The organism is Micromonospora sp. CA-248089 (assembly GCF_050948515.1).
In the GTDB taxonomy this organism is placed as follows: domain Bacteria; phylum Actinomycetota; class Actinomycetes; order Mycobacteriales; family Micromonosporaceae; genus Micromonospora.
In genome coordinates, this window is the sequence record NZ_CP192016.1 from 4,774,595 (window position 1) to 4,791,886 (window position 17,292).

Consider the following 17,292-nt stretch of genomic DNA (forward strand, 5'->3'; position numbering starts at 1 on the left):
ACGGCATGCTCATCACGGACGACTTCCTGCCGGTACCGGTGCCCGAGTCGCTCGACGCGACGTACCTGGTACCGATCACCGGGCTGCCCAAGGTGAGCCCGAAGACGGCCGTGGAAGGGCTGGCCGGCCGGCTCGCCGAACCGGTGCACGGGCTGGCCCGGCAGATGCTCGACAGCCCGCTGATGACAGTCGACACCCGTACCGTCGACGAGTTCCCCGAGCTGCCGCCGGACCTTCTCACCGCGTTCGGCGCGACCGAGGAGCAGCTGGCCCGGCTGGCCGCCGCCACCCACCTGGTGGTGGTGCAGGCCGAGTACCGGCCGGGCTGGCCGCCGGCGCACGAGTGGGCCGCCCGCGCGGTGGCCGCGGCGGTCGCCGAGACGGTGGACGGGGACGTGGTGGACGTCTTCGGGCTCCAGTTCCTCGACCCGGCCGCGGCGCTGCGTTCGCTGCCGGACGACCAGGGCCGGATCCGGCTCGTCGACTGGGTGCTGGTGCCCTACTCCTCGGACTCCGACGGGCTCTGGTTCACCACGAAGGGGCTGCGCCGGTTCGGGCTGCTGGAGTTGCAGGCGCAGGGCGTACCGGACCACCTGACCCGGGCGTGGGGCGCGGTGATGACCGGCGCGGCCCGGCGGCTGCTGCGGGACTGGACCGACGGGCTGTCCGGCGAGGAGGTGCCGGCGTTCGTGCAGCTTCCCGTGCTGGCCACGGTGACCGGGCACGACATCGCCGTCGCGTACGGCAATCCGGAGCAGCACGGCGTCACCGCGCCGGTGCTGCTGCGGCTGGAGCTGGACCCGGCCACCGACCCGGACGCCGACTCGTTCCTGAGCCTCAACCCGCCGCCGGGGCACCCGGGTCCGCCCGGCCGCTACTTCGCCGCCGCCTGCGCGACGCTGTTCAACGGCATCCAGCCGGACGTGCGCTACACCCGCACCGGTGACGCGATGAGCCGGGCGGTGGAGACCGCCCGGGAGGCGCTCGGCGACATCCGGGCCCGCTTCCTGGCCGGGCGACTGCCCGAGGAGAGCCAGCTCGTGGTCAAGTACGGCCTGCCCGGCGACGACGGCCCCGAGTACGTCTGGGCCGGGGTGACCTCGTGGGACACCCCGGAACGGATCGTCGGCGCCAGCGCCAGCGACGCCAACACCGACCCGAGCGTGCGGATCGGCTCCCCCGTGGTGGTGGAGGCGACAGACGTCGTCGACTGGGCCGTGCTGGACGGCACCGGCGTGCTGGAGGGCGGCTGGACACAGGCCGTCCTCGACGCCGGGGAGCGCGGCGAGGACTGACCCGCGCGGCTCAGCGCACCGAGGGCGGGCCCGCCTCCGGCCTCAGCGCACCGAGGGCTTGACGAACGGCGGCCGGGTCAGACGCATCCGGGCGCGGCGGCCACGGATGTCCACCTCCAGCTCGTCCCCGTCGGGCAGCTTCGGGTCGGTGTCGACAAGCGCCAGCGCGATGCCCTGCTTGAGCGTCGGGCTGAACGTGCCGCTGGTGACGGTGCCGACCTGCCGGTCGCCCGCGTAGACGGCCATGCCGGGGCGCGGGATGGCCCGGTCGACGGCGGTGAGGCCGCGCAGCGTACGGGCCGGGCCGGCGGCCTTCTCGGCGCGCAGCGCGTCGCGGCCCCAGAAAGCCGCCTTGTCCCAGCCCACGGCCCAGCCGGAGCGGCCCTGCACCGGGGTGATCTCCGGGGACAGGTCCTGCCCGTGCAGCGGGTAGCCCATCTCGGTGCGCAGCGTGTCCCGGGCGGCCAGGCCGCAGGCGCGGACGTCGTCGGCCGCCGCGAACAGCGCGTCCCAGACGGCGACCGCGTGCTCGGACGCCACGACCAGCTCGTAGCCCATCTCGCCGGTGTAGCCGGTGCGGCACACCGTCAACTCCACCCCGTCGAGCGTGGCGGTGGAGAAGCTCATGTAGTCGTGCCCGGTGGGTAGGCCGAGCGCGCCCAGCAGGTCCGCCGAGCGCGGTCCCTGGACGGCGAGCACCGCGTACGCCTCGTGCTCGTCGGTGACGGTGACGCCCGCGGGCGCGGCGGCGCGCAGCCGGCGGGCCACCTCGGCGGTGTTGGCCGCGTTGGGCACCAGGAAGACGTGGTCGTCGGCGTGCAGGTAGGCGATGATGTCGTCCACCACGCCGCCGGTGGCGTCGTCGCAGCAGAGCGTGTACTGCGCCTGGCCGGGGGTGATCCGGCCGAGGTCGTTGGTGAGGCAGGCGTTGACGAAGTCCGCCGCGCCCGGCCCGGTGACCCGGATCTTGCCCAGGTGCGAGACGTCGAACACGCCGACGCCCTCGCGGACGGCCGTGTGCTCCTTGAGCACGCCGCCACCGGCGTACTCGAGCGGCATCTGCCAGCCCCCGAAGGGGGCGAACTTCGCGCCGAGCGCGGTGTGCCGCTCGTGCAGCGGGGAGCGGCGCAGCCGGGTCTCGGCGGCGTCGGAGGTCACCTCGGTCATGGGTGGCAACTTACCGGCCCGGACCGCTGTGGTTAGCATCGGCGGGATCCCGTCGGCACGCATCGGCGGGACAGCCACGCCTCCCGGCGGGTAGGTTGCCGCCGGAGACACCTTCATCGCCGGTACGCGACGACGCGGCCGGCCCGGCCCGCCCGGAGTAGCTTTCGTGACATCGCCCCGCACCACCCTCAGCCTGGTCGACACCGACCCCGCCGAACTCGCCGTCGACGCGATCGTGATCGGCGTGCACAGCCAGACCACCGAGCCGGGCAACGGCGCACCCGCCCACGCCCTGCTGCTGGCCACCGGCGGGGAGAGCATCGCCGCCGCGTTCGACGGAAAGCTGACCGCGACGCTGGCCCTGCTCGGCGCGACCGGTGGCCCGGGTGAGGTGATCAAGCTGGCCACGCTGGGCACCGTGACCGCCCCGCTGGTCGTGGCCGTCGGCCTCGGCCCGGAGCCCTCGGGCGCCGCTCCGGCCCCGGAGTCGCTGCGCCGGGCCGCCGGCGCCGCCGTACGGGCGCTGGCCGGCGCCTCGCGCGTCGCCCTGGCCCTGCCGCTGCCCGACGACGCCGACGCCCTGGCCGCGCTGCGCGCGGTCGCCGAGGGCGCGCTGCTGGGCGGCTACCGGTTCGCCGGCTACAAGACCAAGCCGCAGCCGGCCCGGCGCGAGCCGGTGGCCGAGGTGCTGGTGGCGGTGCCGGACGCGGCGGACGCGACCGCCCAGGCCGAGGTGGCGCGGGCGCAGGCGGTGGCCGGCGCGGTGCGGACCAGCCGGGACTGGGTGAACACCGCGCCGAACGAGCTGCGTCCCCCGGCGTTCGCCGATGTCGTCTCCGCCGCGGCCCGCGAGGCGGGGCTGGAGGTCGAGGTGCTGGACGAGGCGGCGCTCAAGGCCGGTGGCTACGGCGGCATCCTCGCCGTCGGCCAGGGCTCCGAGGCACCGCCGCGGCTGGTGAAGATCACCTACACGCCCTCCGGCGGCGGCAACGGCAAGCGGGTCGCGCTGGTCGGCAAGGGCATCACGTTCGACACCGGCGGTATCTCGATCAAGCCGGCGCAGGGCATGTGGGAGATGAAGTCGGACATGGCCGGCGCGGCGGCGGTCGGCGCGGCCATGCTGGCGGTCGCGGCGCTCAAGCCGTCGGTCACCGTCACCGGCTACCTGCCGATGGCGGAGAACATGCCGTCGGGCACCAGCTACCGGCCGGGCGACGTGATCAGCATGTTCAACGGCAAGAAGGTGGAGGTGCTCAACACCGACGCCGAGGGCCGGATGGTGCTGGCCGACGCGATGGCGCGGGCCTGCGCGGACGGCGCCGACTACCTGTTCGAGACCTCCACGCTGACCGGCGGCCAGGTGATCGCGCTGGGCAAGCGGATCGCCGGTGTGATGGGCACCCCGGAGCTGTGCGAGCGGGTGCGGGTCGCCGGTGACGCGACCGGCGAGCCGGCCTGGCCGATGCCGCTGCCGGACGACGTGCGCAAGGGCATGGAGTCCGAGGTCGCGGACATCTCCCAGGTCAACGCCGGGATGGACCGGGCCGGGCACATGCTGCAGGGCGGCGTGTTCCTGCGCGAGTTCGTCACCGACGACGTGGCGTGGGCGCACATCGACATCGCCGGCCCGGGCTACCACTCGGGTGAGGCGACCGGCTACTGGACCAAGGGCGGCACCGGCGTGCCGGTGCGTACGCTCGTGCACCTGGTCGAGGACGTCGCCACCAACGGCTGACGTGTAGGGAAGGGCCCCTTCTCAACGCCTGGCGTTGCAGAAGGGGCCCTTTTCAACACCTGCGCCCGAGAGCCTCAGTACAGCTCGGGACGGCGCTTGCGGCGCTCGTTGTAGTCGCGCATGCGCTGCGGGTAGCCCATCAGCCGCACGTCGTAGATCGGAATGGCGATCCGGTGCGCCCAGCGGCGAGCCTCGTCCGGCCCGCCGACGCGCCGCCGGGTCCACTCGCCGTCGTCGGCGATCAGCATGATCGTGGTCTCGGTGACTGTCGTACGAGGCTCGATGTACGCCTCGACGCCCTTCCGGGTCCGGACGAAGTTCTCCAGATGGTCCAGATCGGCACGGTCGGCGGCGCGGTCGCGGCTCGCCGGGGCCGCCCGCTTGCGTCGTCGGAACAGCCCCACCGAATCCACTCCTCCCCCACCGCCGTCATCGAGAACGGTGCCAAGGGTACGTGTCACCGACGTGTCGTTGGGCACCTCGGTACGCGCCCGGTCCGTGGTGGTGACAAGATGACCGAGGTGGGGTGTGCCTGTTACTCCGCCGTAACCCCCGATGCAGTGACGCGACCTGGGAGTTGGATGTGAGCGAGCCGAACGACACGACCTTCGACATCGTCATCCTCGGAGGTGGTAGCGGCGGCTACGCGGCGGCGCTGCGTGCCGCCCAGCTGGACCTCTCCGTCGCCCTCATCGAGAAGAGCAAGCTGGGCGGGACCTGCCTGCACAACGGGTGCATCCCGACCAAGGCGCTGCTGCACGCCGCCGAGATCGCCGACCAGACCCGCGAGTCCGAGCAGTTCGGCGTGAAGGCCGAGCTGGTCGGCATCGACATGAAGGCGGTCAACTCGTACAAGGACGGCGTGATCTCCCGTCTGTACAAGGGCCTGCAGGGCCTGGTGGGCGGCAGCAAGAAGATCACCTTCGTGGCCGGCGCGGGCAAGCTGGTCGGCAAGAACGTCGTCGAGGTGGACGGCAAGCGCTACACCGGCCGCAACGTCGTGCTGGCCTCCGGCTCGTACGCCAAGAGCCTGCCCGGCCTGGACGTCGACGGTGAGCGGATCATCACCAGCGACCACGCCCTGACCCTGGACCGCGTCCCGTCGTCGGCGATCGTGCTCGGCGGCGGCGTGATCGGCGTCGAGTTCGCCAGCGTCTGGAAGTCCTTCGGCGTGGACGTGACCATCGTCGAGGCGCTGCCCCGCCTGGTCGCGGCCGAGGACGAGGAGTCGTCGAAGGCGCTGGAGCGGGCGTTCCGCAAGCGGAAGATCAACTTCAAGGTCGGCAAGCCGTTCGAGAAGGTCGAGAAGACCGACAAGGGCGTGAAGCTGACCATTCAGGGCGGCGACACGGTCGAGGCCGAGCTGCTGCTGGTCGCCGTGGGCCGTGGCCCGAACACCGCCGGCCTCGGCTACGAGGAGCAGGGCGTCAAGATGGACCGCGGCTACGTGCTGACCGACGAGCGGCTGCGCACCAGCGTGCCGAACGTCTACGCGGTCGGCGACATCGTGCCCGGCCTGCAGCTCGCGCACCGCGGCTTCCAGCAGGGCATCTTCGTCGCCGAGGAGATCGCCGGGAAGAGCCCGGCCGTCATCGACGAGGCCGGCATCCCGCGCGTCACCTACTGCGACCCGGAGCTGGCGTCGGTCGGCCTGACCGAGGCGAAGGCCAAGGAGCAGTACGGCGCCGACAAGATCAAGACCTACAACTACAACCTGGGCGGCAACGGCAAGAGCCAGATCCTCAAGACCGCCGGCCACGTGAAGCTGGTCCGGGTGGACGACGGCCCGGTGGTCGGCGTGCACATGGTCGGCGCCCGGGTCGGTGAGCTGATCGGCGAGGCGCAGCTCATCTACAACTGGGAGGCGTACCCGGCCGAGGTGGCGCAGCTCGTGCACGCCCACCCGACGCAGAACGAGGCTCTGGGCGAGGCGCACCTGGCCCTGGCCGGCAAGCCGCTGCACTCGCACGCCTGACACGACAACCGCGGCGTCCGGCGACGGGCGATGATCCCACCAGGGGAATGAAGGAGTCTGGAGAACATGCCGGTATCGGTCACCATGCCCCGGCTCGGCGAGAGCGTCACCGAGGGCACCGTCACGCGCTGGCTCAAGCAGGAGGGTGACACCGTCGAGGTCGACGAGCCCCTGCTCGAGGTGTCGACCGACAAGGTCGACACCGAGATCCCGTCCCCCGCGGCGGGCGTGCTGAGCCGGATCGTGGTCGGCGAGGACGAGACCGCCGAGGTCGGCAGCGAGCTGGCGGTCATCGCCGGCGAGGGCGAGGACGCGGGCGCGGCTCCCACCGAGGAGGCCGAGCCGGCCACCGAGCCGACGGCCGCCGCCGAGGGCACCGGCCCCGAGCCGGAGCAGCAGGCCGAGGAGGCCGCCGCCGAGCCGGGCGCCGAGGCCGAGCAGCCGGCCGTCGAGGAGCCGGCCCAGCCCGCCGCGTCGTCGGGCGAGGGCACGCCGGTGACCATGCCGGCCCTGGGCGAGAGCGTCACCGAGGGTACGGTCACCCGCTGGCTCAAGCAGGTCGGCGAGACCGTCGAGGTGGACGAGCCGCTGCTGGAGGTCTCCACCGACAAGGTCGACACCGAGATCCCGTCGCCGGTCGCCGGCACGCTGCAGGAGATCAAGGTCGCCGAGGACGAGACCGCCGACGTCGGCGCCGTGCTGGCGATCGTCGGGGTGGCCGGTGCCGCCCCCGCGAAGGCGGAGCCGAAGCCCGAGCCCAAGCCGGAGCCGAAGGTCGAGGCGAAGCCCGAGCCGAAGCCGGAGCCGAAGGTCGAGGAGCCGACGCCGGGCGCGTCCTACAACGAGCCGGCCGCCGAGGCGGAGAAGGCAGCGCAGCCGGCCAAGGCCGAGGCGGCAGCCCAGCCGTCCGCGCCGGCCGCCGCGCAGCGTCCGAGCGTTCCGGCCGAGTTCGGCGAGGACTCCGCCGGGTACGTGACGCCGCTGGTGCGCAAGCTCGCCGCCGAGCACGGCGTGGACCTGGGCTCGCTCAAGGGCACCGGCGTGGGTGGCCGCATCCGCAAGCAGGACGTGCTGGAGGCGGCCGAGAAGGCGAAGGCCGCCAAGCCGGAGCCGGCCGCCGCCGCGCCGGCCGCCAAGGCCGAGGCCCCGGCAAAGCCGGCCGCCAAGCCGGAGCCGAGCGCCAAGCGGGGCACCACGGAGAAGCTGCCGCGCATCCGGGCCACCATCGCCAAGCGGATGCAGCAGTCGCTGCACGAGACGGCGCAGCTGACCACCGTCGTCGAGGTCGACGTCACCAAGGTCGCCAAGCTGCGGGCGCGGGCCAAGGACTCGTTCCAGGCCAAGCACGGCGTGAAGCTGTCCTTCCTGCCGTTCTTCGCGCTGGCCGCGATCGAGGCGCTCCAGACGTACCCGATCGTCCAGGCCAGCATGGACCTGGACGGCGGCACGATCACCTACCCGGCCGCCGAGCACCTGGGCATCGCCGTGGACACCGAGCGCGGCCTGCTCGTGCCGGTCATCCACAACGCCGGTGACCTCAACATGGGCGGCATCGCCAAGCGGATCGCCGACCTGGCCGAGCGCACCCGGGCCAACAAGATCACCCCGGACGAGATGGCCGGGGCGACCTTCACGATCACCAACACCGGCAGCCGGGGCGCGCTGTTCGACACCCCGATCGTGCCGTCGCCGCAGTCGGCGATGCTCGGCACGGGTGCCGTGGTGAAGCGCCCGGTCGTGGTCAACGACCCGGAGCTGGGTGAGGTCGTCGCGATCCGGTCGATGGTCTACCTGGCCATGTCGTACGACCACCGGCTGATCGACGGCGCCGACGCGGCCCGCTTCCTCACCGCCGTGAAGCAGCGGCTGGAGGGCGGCAACTTCGAGGCCGAGCTGGGTCTGTAGATCCCGTACGGCGAGGGGGCGCGCGGCGACATGCCGCGCGCCCCCTTCGTCGTGTGCGGCCTCAGCCCTTCAGGTGCTCCTCGGATACGGTCCAGAGCTGCTCGGCGGCCTCCGGGTCCCGGGCGTACGGCGCCCAGCCGGTCCGCGTGCCCGGCTGGTTCGGCCCGGCCTCCTGGCAGTCCTCGAAGTACCGGCCGCCGACGCCGTCGAGCAGCGGTGAGGCGGCGACCAGCACCGAGGTCGCCGCGCCCTGCTCGGGGGTCTTGAACGAGGCCGCGCCGCCACCGCTCTGCGCGCGCATCCGGACCAGTTCCTCCTCGGTGATGTAGCGCTGCAGGTTGGTCCGGATCGCGCCGGGCATCAGCGCGTTGGTGTAGATGCCGTCGTCGGCCCAGCGACGGGTCGCCTCCACCGCGAACAGCACGTTCGCGGTCTTGGACTGCCCGTACGCCAGCCACGGGTCGTACGGCCGCTGCCGGAAGTGGATGTCGGAGAACACCACAGGCGAGCGCAGGTGGGCGCCCGAGCTGACCGAGACGATCCGCGCGCCACCGGCCGCGGCGAGCGCCGGGCGCAGTCCGGTGGCCAGCGCGAAGTGGCCGAGGTGGTTCGTGGCGAACTGCATCTCCCAGCCCTGCTGGGTACGCATCTCCGGGGAGGCCATGATCCCGGCGTTGTTGACGAGCATGTGCAGCGGCCCGTCCCAGTTCCGGACGAACGCGGCCACCGACGCGAGATCGTCCAGGTCGAGCGGGGCGACCAGGATCCGGTCGTTGCCGGTGGCACCGGTGATCTCGGCGGCGGCACGCTGACCGGCCTCGGTGTTGCGTACGGCGAGGGTGACGTCGGCCCCGGCGGCGGCGAGCGCGCGGGCGGTCTCGACGCCGATCCCGGAGGCGCCGCCGGTGACGACGGCCCGCCGGCCGGTCAGGTCCAGGTCACTGACCACCTCCAGGGCGGTGGTCTCGGCGGAGAACGGGGTGGTGACTGGTGTCGGGGTTGTCATGGTCCATCCTTGTCGACGGCGACGCGGACCGATGTCCGCCCGCTACGATCAGAAGCGGAGGATCCTCCGTTACTTGCTCAGCATAACCGGAGGAGACTCCGGTTACCACCGACCCGGGCCGCGACCCGGTCGAGCCGAGGAGGAACCGTGCCCGACCGACCGCTGCGCGCGGACGCGCTGCGCAACCGGCAGCGGCTGCTGGACGCCGCGGTCCAGGCGTTTTCCCAGGACGGCCCGGAGGTAACGCTGGACCGGGTCGCCAAGGAGGCCGGCGTCGGCATCGGCACGCTCTACCGCCACTTCCCCAGCCGGGAGGCGCTGATCGAGGCGGCGTACCGCAACGAGCTGGAGAAGCTCTGCGACGCCGCCCCGGCGCTGCTCGCCGCCCAGCCCGCCGACGCGGCGCTGCGCGCGTGGATGGACCGGTTCGTCGACTACCTCGCCACCAAGCGGGGCATGGCCGACGCGCTGCGGCTGGTCATCGCCTCCGGCGCCAACCCGTACGCGCAGAGCCGCGACCGGCTGCTGGCCGCGCTCGGCGAACTGCTCGCGGCCGGCGCGGCGGCCGGTGCCCTGCGCGCCGACGTGGCCGCCGCCGACGTGCTCGCCAGCCTCAGCGGGGTCTCCCTGGTGGCCGGCGAGCCGGACCAGCGCGCCCAGGCCGGACGCCTGCTCGACCTGCTGATGGACGGTCTGCGGCACCGGCCGGGCTGACCGAATCGGCCACCCGGCCCGACCTGCGCTGACAGACTCGGCCGGTGGGCTCGTACGGGTGGCGGGGACGCCTGGGACCGGCGGTGCCGGTGGCCCCCGGCGCCCGGGTCGACCGGTTCGAGATCTTCTTCGACCTGGTCTTCGTCTTCTCGTTCTTCATCATCACCCGGGCCACCGCCCTGCAGGTGACCGGCGGCGCGCTGCTGCACGCGCTGCTGGTCCTCGCCGTGCTCTGGTGGTCGTGGGTGGTGCACAGCGTGGTCGCCACCCGGGTACGCCTCGGCGAGGGCTTCGTCCCGGTGCTCATGACCGTCGGCATGGCCGCGCTGTTCACGTTCGCGCTCTCGCTGCCGCACGCGTTCCGCGACCCGCGCGGCAACGCGGCCGGGCCGATGGTCGCGGCGCTCAGCTACACCGTCCTGCGGTTGATCCACCTGCTGCTGTACCGGCACGCGGTACGGGACAGCCCGAACGAGCGCCGGCAACTGATCCGGTTCGCCCCGGAACTGATCGGCAGCACCGCGCTGCTGCTGGTCGCCGCGCTGCTGCCGCCGAGGATCGACGACCTGTTCTCCGCGGCGGCGCTCCGGGACGTGCTGTGGGCGGTGGTCATCCTGCTCCAGTACGGCAGCGGCATGATCGCCGGCACCTGGGGCTGGGGCGTCGCGTCGGCCGAGCACTGGACCGAGCGGTACGACCTGATCCTGATCATCGCGCTGGGCGAGTCGGTCATCTCGGTCGGCGTGGGCAGCAACCTGCTCGGCCAGCCGCCGACCTGGCCCGCCGTCGCGGCGGCGGTACTCGGCATCTTCTTCACCGCCGCGCTCTGGTGGGCGCACTACGACATGATCGGGCCGGCCGCCCGGATCGCGTTGCACGTCGCGCAGGACGGCCCCCGGGTGGCGATGGCCCGGGACGCGTACGCGTACCTGTTCCTGCCGATGATCGCGGGCATCATCCTGTTCGCGCTCGGCGCCGAGACGATCGTGCACGGGATCGCCGACCCGAACGTGCCACCGAGCGAACCGGCGCACGGTCCCGGCGTACCGCTGCTGTTCGGCGGCGTGATCTGCTACCTCTGCGGCAACATGCTGTTCCAGCTGCGTACCCTGCGCACGCTGAGCTGGACGCGGGTCGCGACGGCGTTGCTGCTCGGCCTGACCATCCCGGTCGCGGAACGGGTGCCGGGGCTGGCCGCGCTGGGCATGCTCACCGCCATCACCGTGGGTATGGTGGCCGTCGAAGTGATCGTCTTCGACGAGGGCCGGCGGGCCCTGCGAAAGCTGATCTTCGAGGAACGCGCCAGCCACGAGGCGCACGAGGCGGCCTGGCGGGCCCGCTGGCACGAACGGCCCGACGACCGCGACGAAGGCGAGTGAACCAGCGGCCCGCCGCCTCCGTGAAACCTGTCGGCCCCGCCGCGGGGCCACACCTGAGGGATACGGGGGCCACATGACCATCGACACCGTCCACGCCGGCGCGGCCGGCACCTGGCAGCTCGGCGACCTGACCGTCAACCGGATGGGCCTGGGCGCGATGCGGCTGACCGCGAACGCCGACGGCAGCCCCAGCGACCGGGACCGGGCCGTCGCCGTACTGCGCCGCGCCGTCGAGCTGGGCGTCAACCACATCGATACGGCCGCGTTCTACTTCTCGCCGCTGCGCTCGGCCAACGAGCTGATCAACCGGGCGCTGTGGCCGTACCCGGAGGGTCTGGTCATCGTCACCAAGGTCGGGCCGGGCAAGGACCCGTCCGGGCAGTGGCTGCCGGCGGCCCGCCCGGACCAGCTGCGCGGGCAGGTGGAGGAGAACCTGCGCCAGCTCGGCCGCGACCACCTGGACGTGATCAACCTGCGGGTGCACGGCCCGGAGCCGCTGTCCGAGCACTTCGGCGCACTGGCCGAGCTGCGCGACGCCGGGCTGATCCGGCACCTCGGCGTCTCCGCCGTACGCCCGCACCAGGTCGCCGAGGCGCGCGCCATCGCCCCGGTGGTGTGCGTGCAGAACTCGTACGGCCTGGGCTACCGCCGCAGCCACGACGAGCTGATCCGGGACTGCGCGGCGCACGGCACCGCGTTCGTGCCGTTCTTCTCCATCGTCACCAGCGGCCGGGAGGCCGGCGCGACCGGCGAGGAGCACCCGGAGGTGCTCGCGGTGGCCCGGGAGCACGGCGTAACGGCGACCCAGGTCCGGCTGGCCTGGACGCTGGCCCGGGGCCCGAACGTGCTGGCCATCCCCGGCACCGGCGACCCCGCGCACCTGGAGCAGAACGTCGCCGCCGCCGCGCTGCGTCTCTCCCCCGCCGACCTGGCCCGCCTCGACGCGGTGTGACGTTCGGCCGTCGGCAGAATCGGCGCGTACGGGGTGGCCCACCGCTGCGTGCGCGCCGATGCTGAGACGATGGCGACCTTCTCCGTACAGGCCCAACCCACCGACGCGGCGAGCTGGACCGAGCTGGCCCGTACCGTCGAGGCGGCCGGCTTCGACGCGCTGTTCGCGGCCGACCACCCCGGCGACTGCGCGTCGCCGTTCGTCGCGCTGGCCGCCGCGGCGGCCGTGACCAGCACGCTGGGCCTCGGCTCGTACGTCTCCAACGCCGGCGTCCGCGAGCCGATCCTGCTCGCCGCCGACGTGGCCACCCTGGACGTGGTCTCCGGCGGGCGGGCCCGGTTCGGCGTCGGGGCGGGCCACACGCCGGCCGAGTGGCGGGCCGTCGGACGCGAGCGCCCGGACGTCGCCGGCCGGGTCCGCCGCTGCGTCGCGGTGACCGAGGCGGTACGGGCGCTGCTGGCCGGCGACGAGGTCACTGTGGACACCGAGGAGCTGACCGCGCACACCGCCCGTCTCACGGCGCCCCGGCCGGTCCAGGACCGGATCCCGCTGACCGTGGGCACGTCCAACTCGGCGCTGCTGCGCTGGGCCGGGAGGCACGCCGACGTGGTCGGCCTGGCCGGCTTCGGCCGTACCCTGCCCGACGGCCACCAGCACACCGTCCGGTGGCGGGCCGACCAGATCGAGGCGCAGCTCGCCTGCGTCGCGGCCGGCGCCGCCGACCGGGACACCCCGCCGGTCCTGGAGGCGCTGGTCCAGCACGTCGCCGTCACCGACGACGCGGAGGCGGCCGCCGCCGGGACGGCCGCCGAGACCGGACTCACCCCGGCGGAGGTGCTGGCCACCCCGTTCGTGCTGGCCGGCACGCCCGACGAGATCGTCGCGGCCGTGGCCGGGCACGAGCGCCGCTGGGGCGTCACCCGCTTCGTGGTACGCGCCGGAGCGGTCGACGCGCTCGCCCCGCTCCTGCCCCGGCTGGCGGGAAAAGAGCTGGACTTCGAGCACACTCGACGGTGAACACTGGCCGCATGACGACGACACGACGGCTGGGCCGCAGCGGCATCGAGGTCAGCGCGATCGGCATGGGCTGCTGGGCGATCGGCGGCCCGCTCTGGGACGGCACCCAGCCGCTGGGCTGGGGCGAGGTGGACGACGACGAGTCGGTGCGTACCGTCCACCGGGCCCTGGAGCTGGGCGCGACGCTGTTCGACACCTCCAGCAACTACGGCGCGGGGCACAGCGAACGGGTGCTGGGGCGCGCGCTCGCCGGCCGCCGGGACCGGGCGGTCATCGCGACCAAGTTCGGCTACCCCACCGACGAGGAGACCCGCCAGGCGCTCGGCGAGGACGCCACCGCGGACTACGCGCGGCGCAGCCTGGAGGGTTCGCTGCGCCGGCTCGGCACCGACCACGTCGACCTCTACCAGCTCCACCTGGGCGGCCTGCCGGTACCGCGGGCACTGGACCTCGTCGGAACGCTGGAGGACCTGGTCGCGGAGGGCAAGATCCGGGCGTACGGCTGGAGCACCGACGACCCCACCTCGGCGCGCGCCTTCGCCGAGGCGGGACCGCACTGCGCGGCGATCCAGCACGACCAGTCGGTGCTGCGGGACAACGCCGCCATGCTCGCGGTCTGCGCGGAGTTCGACCTGGCCGCCCTGAACCGGGGGCCGCTGGCGATGGGCCTGCTCACCGCGAAGTACCATGACGCGCCGACCGCCCGGGGCGACGACGACGTACGCGGCGTGGCGCCGGAGTGGCTGGACTGGTTCACCGGCGGCGTACCGCGCGCCGAGTGGTCCGAGCGGGTGGCCCGGGTCCGTGCGGCGCTGACCGCAGACGGCCGGACCCTCGCCCAGGGCGCGCTGGGCTGGCTGCTCGCCCGCAGCCCGCAGACGCTGCCGATCCCCGGCTGCCGGACGGTGGCGCAGGCCGAGGAGAACCTCGGCGCGCTGGCGTACGGGCCGCTGCCGGAGGCGGCTTTCGCCGAGGTGGAACGCCTGCTCGCCGACCTGCGCACCGCCCCGGCCGACGCCTGACCGGCCCGGCCGCACCGACGCGGACAACCTGTAGCACTTCGTAGCACACAGGCGGTAGGCTGCCGGTGTGGCCGAGCACGCTCATCGCGAGATCACCCAACGCGAGCTGCGCAACGACTCCGGCGCCATCATGCGCGGAGTCGAGCGCGGAGAGTCCTTCACCATCACCCGCAACGGCACGCCGATCGGGCGGTTGATCCCGATCCGGCGGCGCACGTTCGTGCCGCGAGCCGAGGTGCTCGCCGCCTTCGCCAGCGCACCACGGCTGGACGAGGCACGCTTCCGGGCCGACCTCGACGCCGCAATCGACCAGGATCTGCCCGGCCGTGAATGGTGACCTCCCCGTTCGCGGTCTGATCGACACCAACATCGTCATCCATCTGGCTGGCCTCGACGGCGCGGAACTGCCCGACGAGATGGTCATCAGTGCGGTCACGCTTGCCGAACTCTCGGCCGGTCCACATCACACCGACGATCCGCGCGAGCGTGCCCACCGGATGAGCGTCCTGCAACACGTCGAAGCCACGTTCGAACCACTTCCGTTCGACGCCGAGGCGGCGCGGGCATTCGGCCTGGTTTCAGCGGCTGTGCTCGCCGCCGGACGAGGCACACGCCGCCGGGTGGCGGACCTGATGATCGCCTCCGTCGCACACGCCAACGCGCTTCCTCTCTACACCACGAACCCCGCCGACTTCCTCGGACTCGACGGTCTGATCACCGTGCATCCGGTCAACAGGCCGACCGGCTGAGGGGCGACGGGCGGCGCGCAACCCGGCCGGCGTGACGAGTGAGTGATTTCGCTCAACGCATCCGAATCGGGGTTCGTATCGGAAGATGTGAGCATGCGGATCCTCATGGCCGGCGTGTCCGGCTTCCTCGGCACCCGACTGGTCGACTGCCTCACCGCGGACGGCCACCAGGTCACCCGCCTGGTCCGCCGCCCACCACGCACACCCGCCGAACGGCAGTGGAACCCGTCCGCCGCGCAGCTGGACCCGCAGTGCGTCGCCGACGCCGACGCGGTGGTGAACCTGGCCGGCGCCGGGGTGGGCGACAAGCGCTGGAACGACGAGTACCGCAAGCTGATCCGGACCAGCCGGGTGGACAGCACCACCACGCTCGCCATCACGATCGCCGGCCTGCCCGCCGCCGACCGGCCCGCAGTGCTGCTGAACTCCTCCGCCGTCGGCTGGTACGGCAACACCGGCGACCGGGCGGTCACCGAGGAGGCGCCTGCGGGTGAGGGGTTCCTGGCCGACGTCTGCCGGGTGTGGGAGGCCGCGACGCGGCCGGCCGAGGACGCCGGGGTACGGGTGGTTCGCCTGCGTACCGGACTGCCGCTGCACCGCGACGGCGGCCTGCTCAAGCCGCAGCTGCTGCCGTTCCGGCTGGGCGTCGGCGGCAAGCTGGGCAGCGGGCGGCAGTGGGTGCCGTGGATCTCGATGCGGGACTGGCTGAACGCGGCGAAGTTCCTGCTGGACCACGACGACGTGGCGGGCCCGGTCAACGTGGTCGGCCCGGCGCCGGTCACCAACGCCGACTTCAGCCGGGAGCTGGCCCGGCAGCTGCACCGCCCGGCGATCATGCCGATCCCGGCGGTGGCGCTGAAGGTGGTGCTCGGCGGCTTCTCACAGGAGGCGCTCACCAGCAGCCGGGTGCTGCCGGGCGTGCTCGACAAGTCCGGCTTCCCCTGGACGCATCCGGACCTGCCGGGCGCGCTGCGCGCCGCCCTCACGGAGTGAGCCCGCGAGGGCGGCGCGGCGTCGCGGTTCAGCAGCCGATCACCCAGTACGCGGGTCCGGTCTGCTTGAGCGTGCTCGTGTAGAAGGTGTTGTAGAGGCCCATCCGCTGCCCGCTGCCGAGCGCGTAGGCGTACCCGCCGGACTGGTAGGCCCGCCCGGCCACGACGTGCGCGTAGTTGCTGGCGGTGACGCAGACCGGCGCACTGGTCGGCGAGGGCGAGGCGGTCGGGGTCGGTGACGCGGTCGGGGTGGGTGACGCGGTCGCCGTCGGGGTCGGGCTGGGCGAGGCGCCGCCACCGCCGAGCCCGAAGAAGACCGCGTCGCGGTACGTCGAACAGATGGTGTCCAGGAAGTACGCCCCGGCGGTGCCGCACTGGTCCGCGCCCGTACCCGGGTCGACGGGAGTGCCGTGGCCCATCCCGGAGACCCGGTAGAGACGGACCTGGTCGGCGCCGTAGACCTCCAGGCTCGTCCCGGACGGCAGCGTGGACGTGCTGGTCGGGGTGGTCGGCACGCCCAGCACGTTGGTCCACTGGTCCCGCGACTCGGCGGCGTTCGCGGTCGCCACCGTGGTGTCGCTGGTGCCGTGCCAGATCGCCACCCGGGGCCGCTTGCCGGAGTAGCCGGCGTACGCGCCGCGGACCAGGTCGCCCCACTGCGCCGGGGTCTTGTCCACGCCCGGGTTCATGCAGCTGAACGCGGTGACGGTGCTGGTGGCGCAGCGGTACGGGATGCCGGCGATGATCGAGCCGCCGGCGAAGACGTCCGGGTAGGCGGCGAGCATGGCCGCGCTCATCGCACCACCGGCGGAGAGGCCGCTGACGTAGACCCGGGCGCCGTCGGTGCCGTAGGTGGTCCTGGCGTAGTCGACCATCTGCTTGATCGACAGCGTCTCACCCTGGCCGCGCGCGGTGTCGCCGGTCTCGAACCAGTTGAAGCAGGAGTTGGCGTTGTTGCCGCTGGGCTGCTGCGGCGCGATGAGCGTGAACTTCCACTGGTCGGCGTACTTCTGCCAGCCGGAGTTGGCGACGTACGTCGAGGCGTTCTGCACGCAGCCGTGCAGCAGCACCACGGCGGGCGCGCCGGCGGGCAGGCCGTCCGGGCGGTACGCGTACATGGCCAGGTTGCCGGGGTTGGAGCCGAAGCCGGTGACCTGGGTCAGCGAGGCGGCCTGGGCGGGAAGGGCGGCGACCAGCGCGGTGGCCGCGGCCAGCACGACCCCGGCCGCCGCCCCGGCGACGCGGGCGATGAGGGATGAGGAGCGGGGCACGGGGACCTCCCGATCGTGGAATGTGAACTGAGTCACTTCCGGGTTGCCGCGACGTTACGGCCGCGTTTCGTCACACCGGAATGGCCGCCGCTCACACATTCACGACCACCGAA

General features: G+C 73.1%; 16 protein-coding genes. 12 read left to right on the forward strand and 4 right to left on the reverse strand.

Features of this window, described 5'->3' with window-relative positions; all coding sequences use genetic code 11:
* Positions 1-5: 5 nt before the first annotated feature.
* Positions 6-1,295: a DUF2314 domain-containing protein gene (locus ACQP26_RS22290; protein ID WP_433493894.1), complete on the forward strand. Its 1,290-nt coding sequence runs from the start codon at positions 6-8 to the stop codon at positions 1,293-1,295.
* A gap of 42 nt (positions 1,296-1,337) precedes the next feature.
* Here ACQP26_RS22290 and gcvT read toward each other — a convergent pair whose 3' ends face one another.
* A complete protein-coding gene (gene gcvT, locus ACQP26_RS22295) occupies positions 1,338-2,462 on the reverse strand; it encodes a glycine cleavage system aminomethyltransferase GcvT (protein ID WP_433493895.1) in 1,125 nt (374 codons plus the stop codon).
* A gap of 166 nt (positions 2,463-2,628) precedes the next feature.
* Here gcvT and ACQP26_RS22300 point away from each other — a divergent pair, with 166 nt between their 5' ends.
* Positions 2,629-4,197, forward strand: a complete 1,569-nt coding sequence (locus tag ACQP26_RS22300) for a leucyl aminopeptidase (protein WP_433493896.1) — start codon at positions 2,629-2,631, stop codon at positions 4,195-4,197.
* Between the two features lie 74 nt (positions 4,198-4,271).
* On the opposite strand, the gene ACQP26_RS22305 is transcribed toward ACQP26_RS22300, so the two are convergent.
* Positions 4,272-4,601, reverse strand: a complete 330-nt coding sequence (locus ACQP26_RS22305; RefSeq protein WP_064448299.1) for a hypothetical protein — start codon at positions 4,599-4,601, stop codon at positions 4,272-4,274.
* A 179-nt stretch (positions 4,602-4,780) separates the two neighbouring features.
* Between ACQP26_RS22305 and lpdA the strand changes: the two genes are divergently transcribed.
* Entirely contained in the window at positions 4,781-6,172 is a 1,392-nt protein-coding gene (lpdA, locus tag ACQP26_RS22310; protein ID WP_269704802.1) for a dihydrolipoyl dehydrogenase, read from the forward strand.
* Between the two features lie 66 nt (positions 6,173-6,238).
* On the forward strand, positions 6,239-8,077 hold the full coding sequence (gene sucB / locus ACQP26_RS22315) for a 2-oxoglutarate dehydrogenase, E2 component, dihydrolipoamide succinyltransferase (protein ID WP_269704801.1): 1,839 nt from the start codon (positions 6,239-6,241) through the stop codon (positions 8,075-8,077).
* Between the two features lie 61 nt (positions 8,078-8,138).
* On the opposite strand, the gene ACQP26_RS22320 is transcribed toward sucB, so the two are convergent.
* Positions 8,139-9,083: an SDR family NAD(P)-dependent oxidoreductase gene (locus tag ACQP26_RS22320; protein WP_269704800.1), complete on the reverse strand. Its 945-nt coding sequence runs from the start codon at positions 9,081-9,083 to the stop codon at positions 8,139-8,141.
* 147 nt (positions 9,084-9,230) lie between these two features.
* Here ACQP26_RS22320 and ACQP26_RS22325 point away from each other — a divergent pair, with 147 nt between their 5' ends.
* The 8 genes from ACQP26_RS22325 (at position 9,231) to ACQP26_RS22360 (ending at position 15,909) form a co-directional block, all read left to right on the forward strand.
* Positions 9,231-9,797 (forward strand): TetR/AcrR family transcriptional regulator, encoded by a 567-nt coding sequence (locus tag ACQP26_RS22325; protein WP_433493897.1) that lies wholly within the window; start codon positions 9,231-9,233, stop codon positions 9,795-9,797.
* Between the two features lie 44 nt (positions 9,798-9,841).
* A complete protein-coding gene (locus tag ACQP26_RS22330; RefSeq protein ID WP_433493898.1) occupies positions 9,842-11,176 on the forward strand; it encodes a low temperature requirement protein A in 1,335 nt (444 codons plus the stop codon).
* A 73-nt stretch (positions 11,177-11,249) separates the two neighbouring features.
* Positions 11,250-12,128 (forward strand): oxidoreductase, encoded by an 879-nt coding sequence (locus ACQP26_RS22335; RefSeq protein WP_269704797.1) that lies wholly within the window; start codon positions 11,250-11,252, stop codon positions 12,126-12,128.
* 69 nt (positions 12,129-12,197) lie between these two features.
* Positions 12,198-13,145, forward strand: coding sequence for an LLM class flavin-dependent oxidoreductase (locus tag ACQP26_RS22340; protein ID WP_433493899.1), 948 nt, complete (start codon positions 12,198-12,200; stop codon positions 13,143-13,145).
* Positions 13,146-13,156: 11 nt separating this feature from the next.
* Complete coding sequence (locus tag ACQP26_RS22345; protein ID WP_433493900.1) at positions 13,157-14,167, forward strand: aldo/keto reductase; 1,011 nt, start codon at positions 13,157-13,159, stop codon at positions 14,165-14,167.
* 67 nt (positions 14,168-14,234) lie between these two features.
* A complete protein-coding gene (locus ACQP26_RS22350) occupies positions 14,235-14,504 on the forward strand; it encodes a type II toxin-antitoxin system Phd/YefM family antitoxin (RefSeq protein WP_269704794.1) in 270 nt (89 codons plus the stop codon).
* Positions 14,494-14,916, forward strand: a complete 423-nt coding sequence (locus ACQP26_RS22355) for a type II toxin-antitoxin system VapC family toxin (protein WP_433493901.1) — start codon at positions 14,494-14,496, stop codon at positions 14,914-14,916. The genes ACQP26_RS22350 and ACQP26_RS22355 overlap by 11 nt, the downstream gene beginning before the upstream one ends.
* A gap of 93 nt (positions 14,917-15,009) precedes the next feature.
* On the forward strand, positions 15,010-15,909 hold the full coding sequence (locus tag ACQP26_RS22360) for a TIGR01777 family oxidoreductase (protein ID WP_433493902.1): 900 nt from the start codon (positions 15,010-15,012) through the stop codon (positions 15,907-15,909).
* Positions 15,910-15,937: 28 nt separating this feature from the next.
* Here ACQP26_RS22360 and ACQP26_RS22365 read toward each other — a convergent pair whose 3' ends face one another.
* Entirely contained in the window at positions 15,938-17,179 is a 1,242-nt protein-coding gene (locus tag ACQP26_RS22365) for an extracellular catalytic domain type 1 short-chain-length polyhydroxyalkanoate depolymerase (protein ID WP_433493903.1), read from the reverse strand.
* Positions 17,180-17,292: the final 113 nt, after the last annotated feature.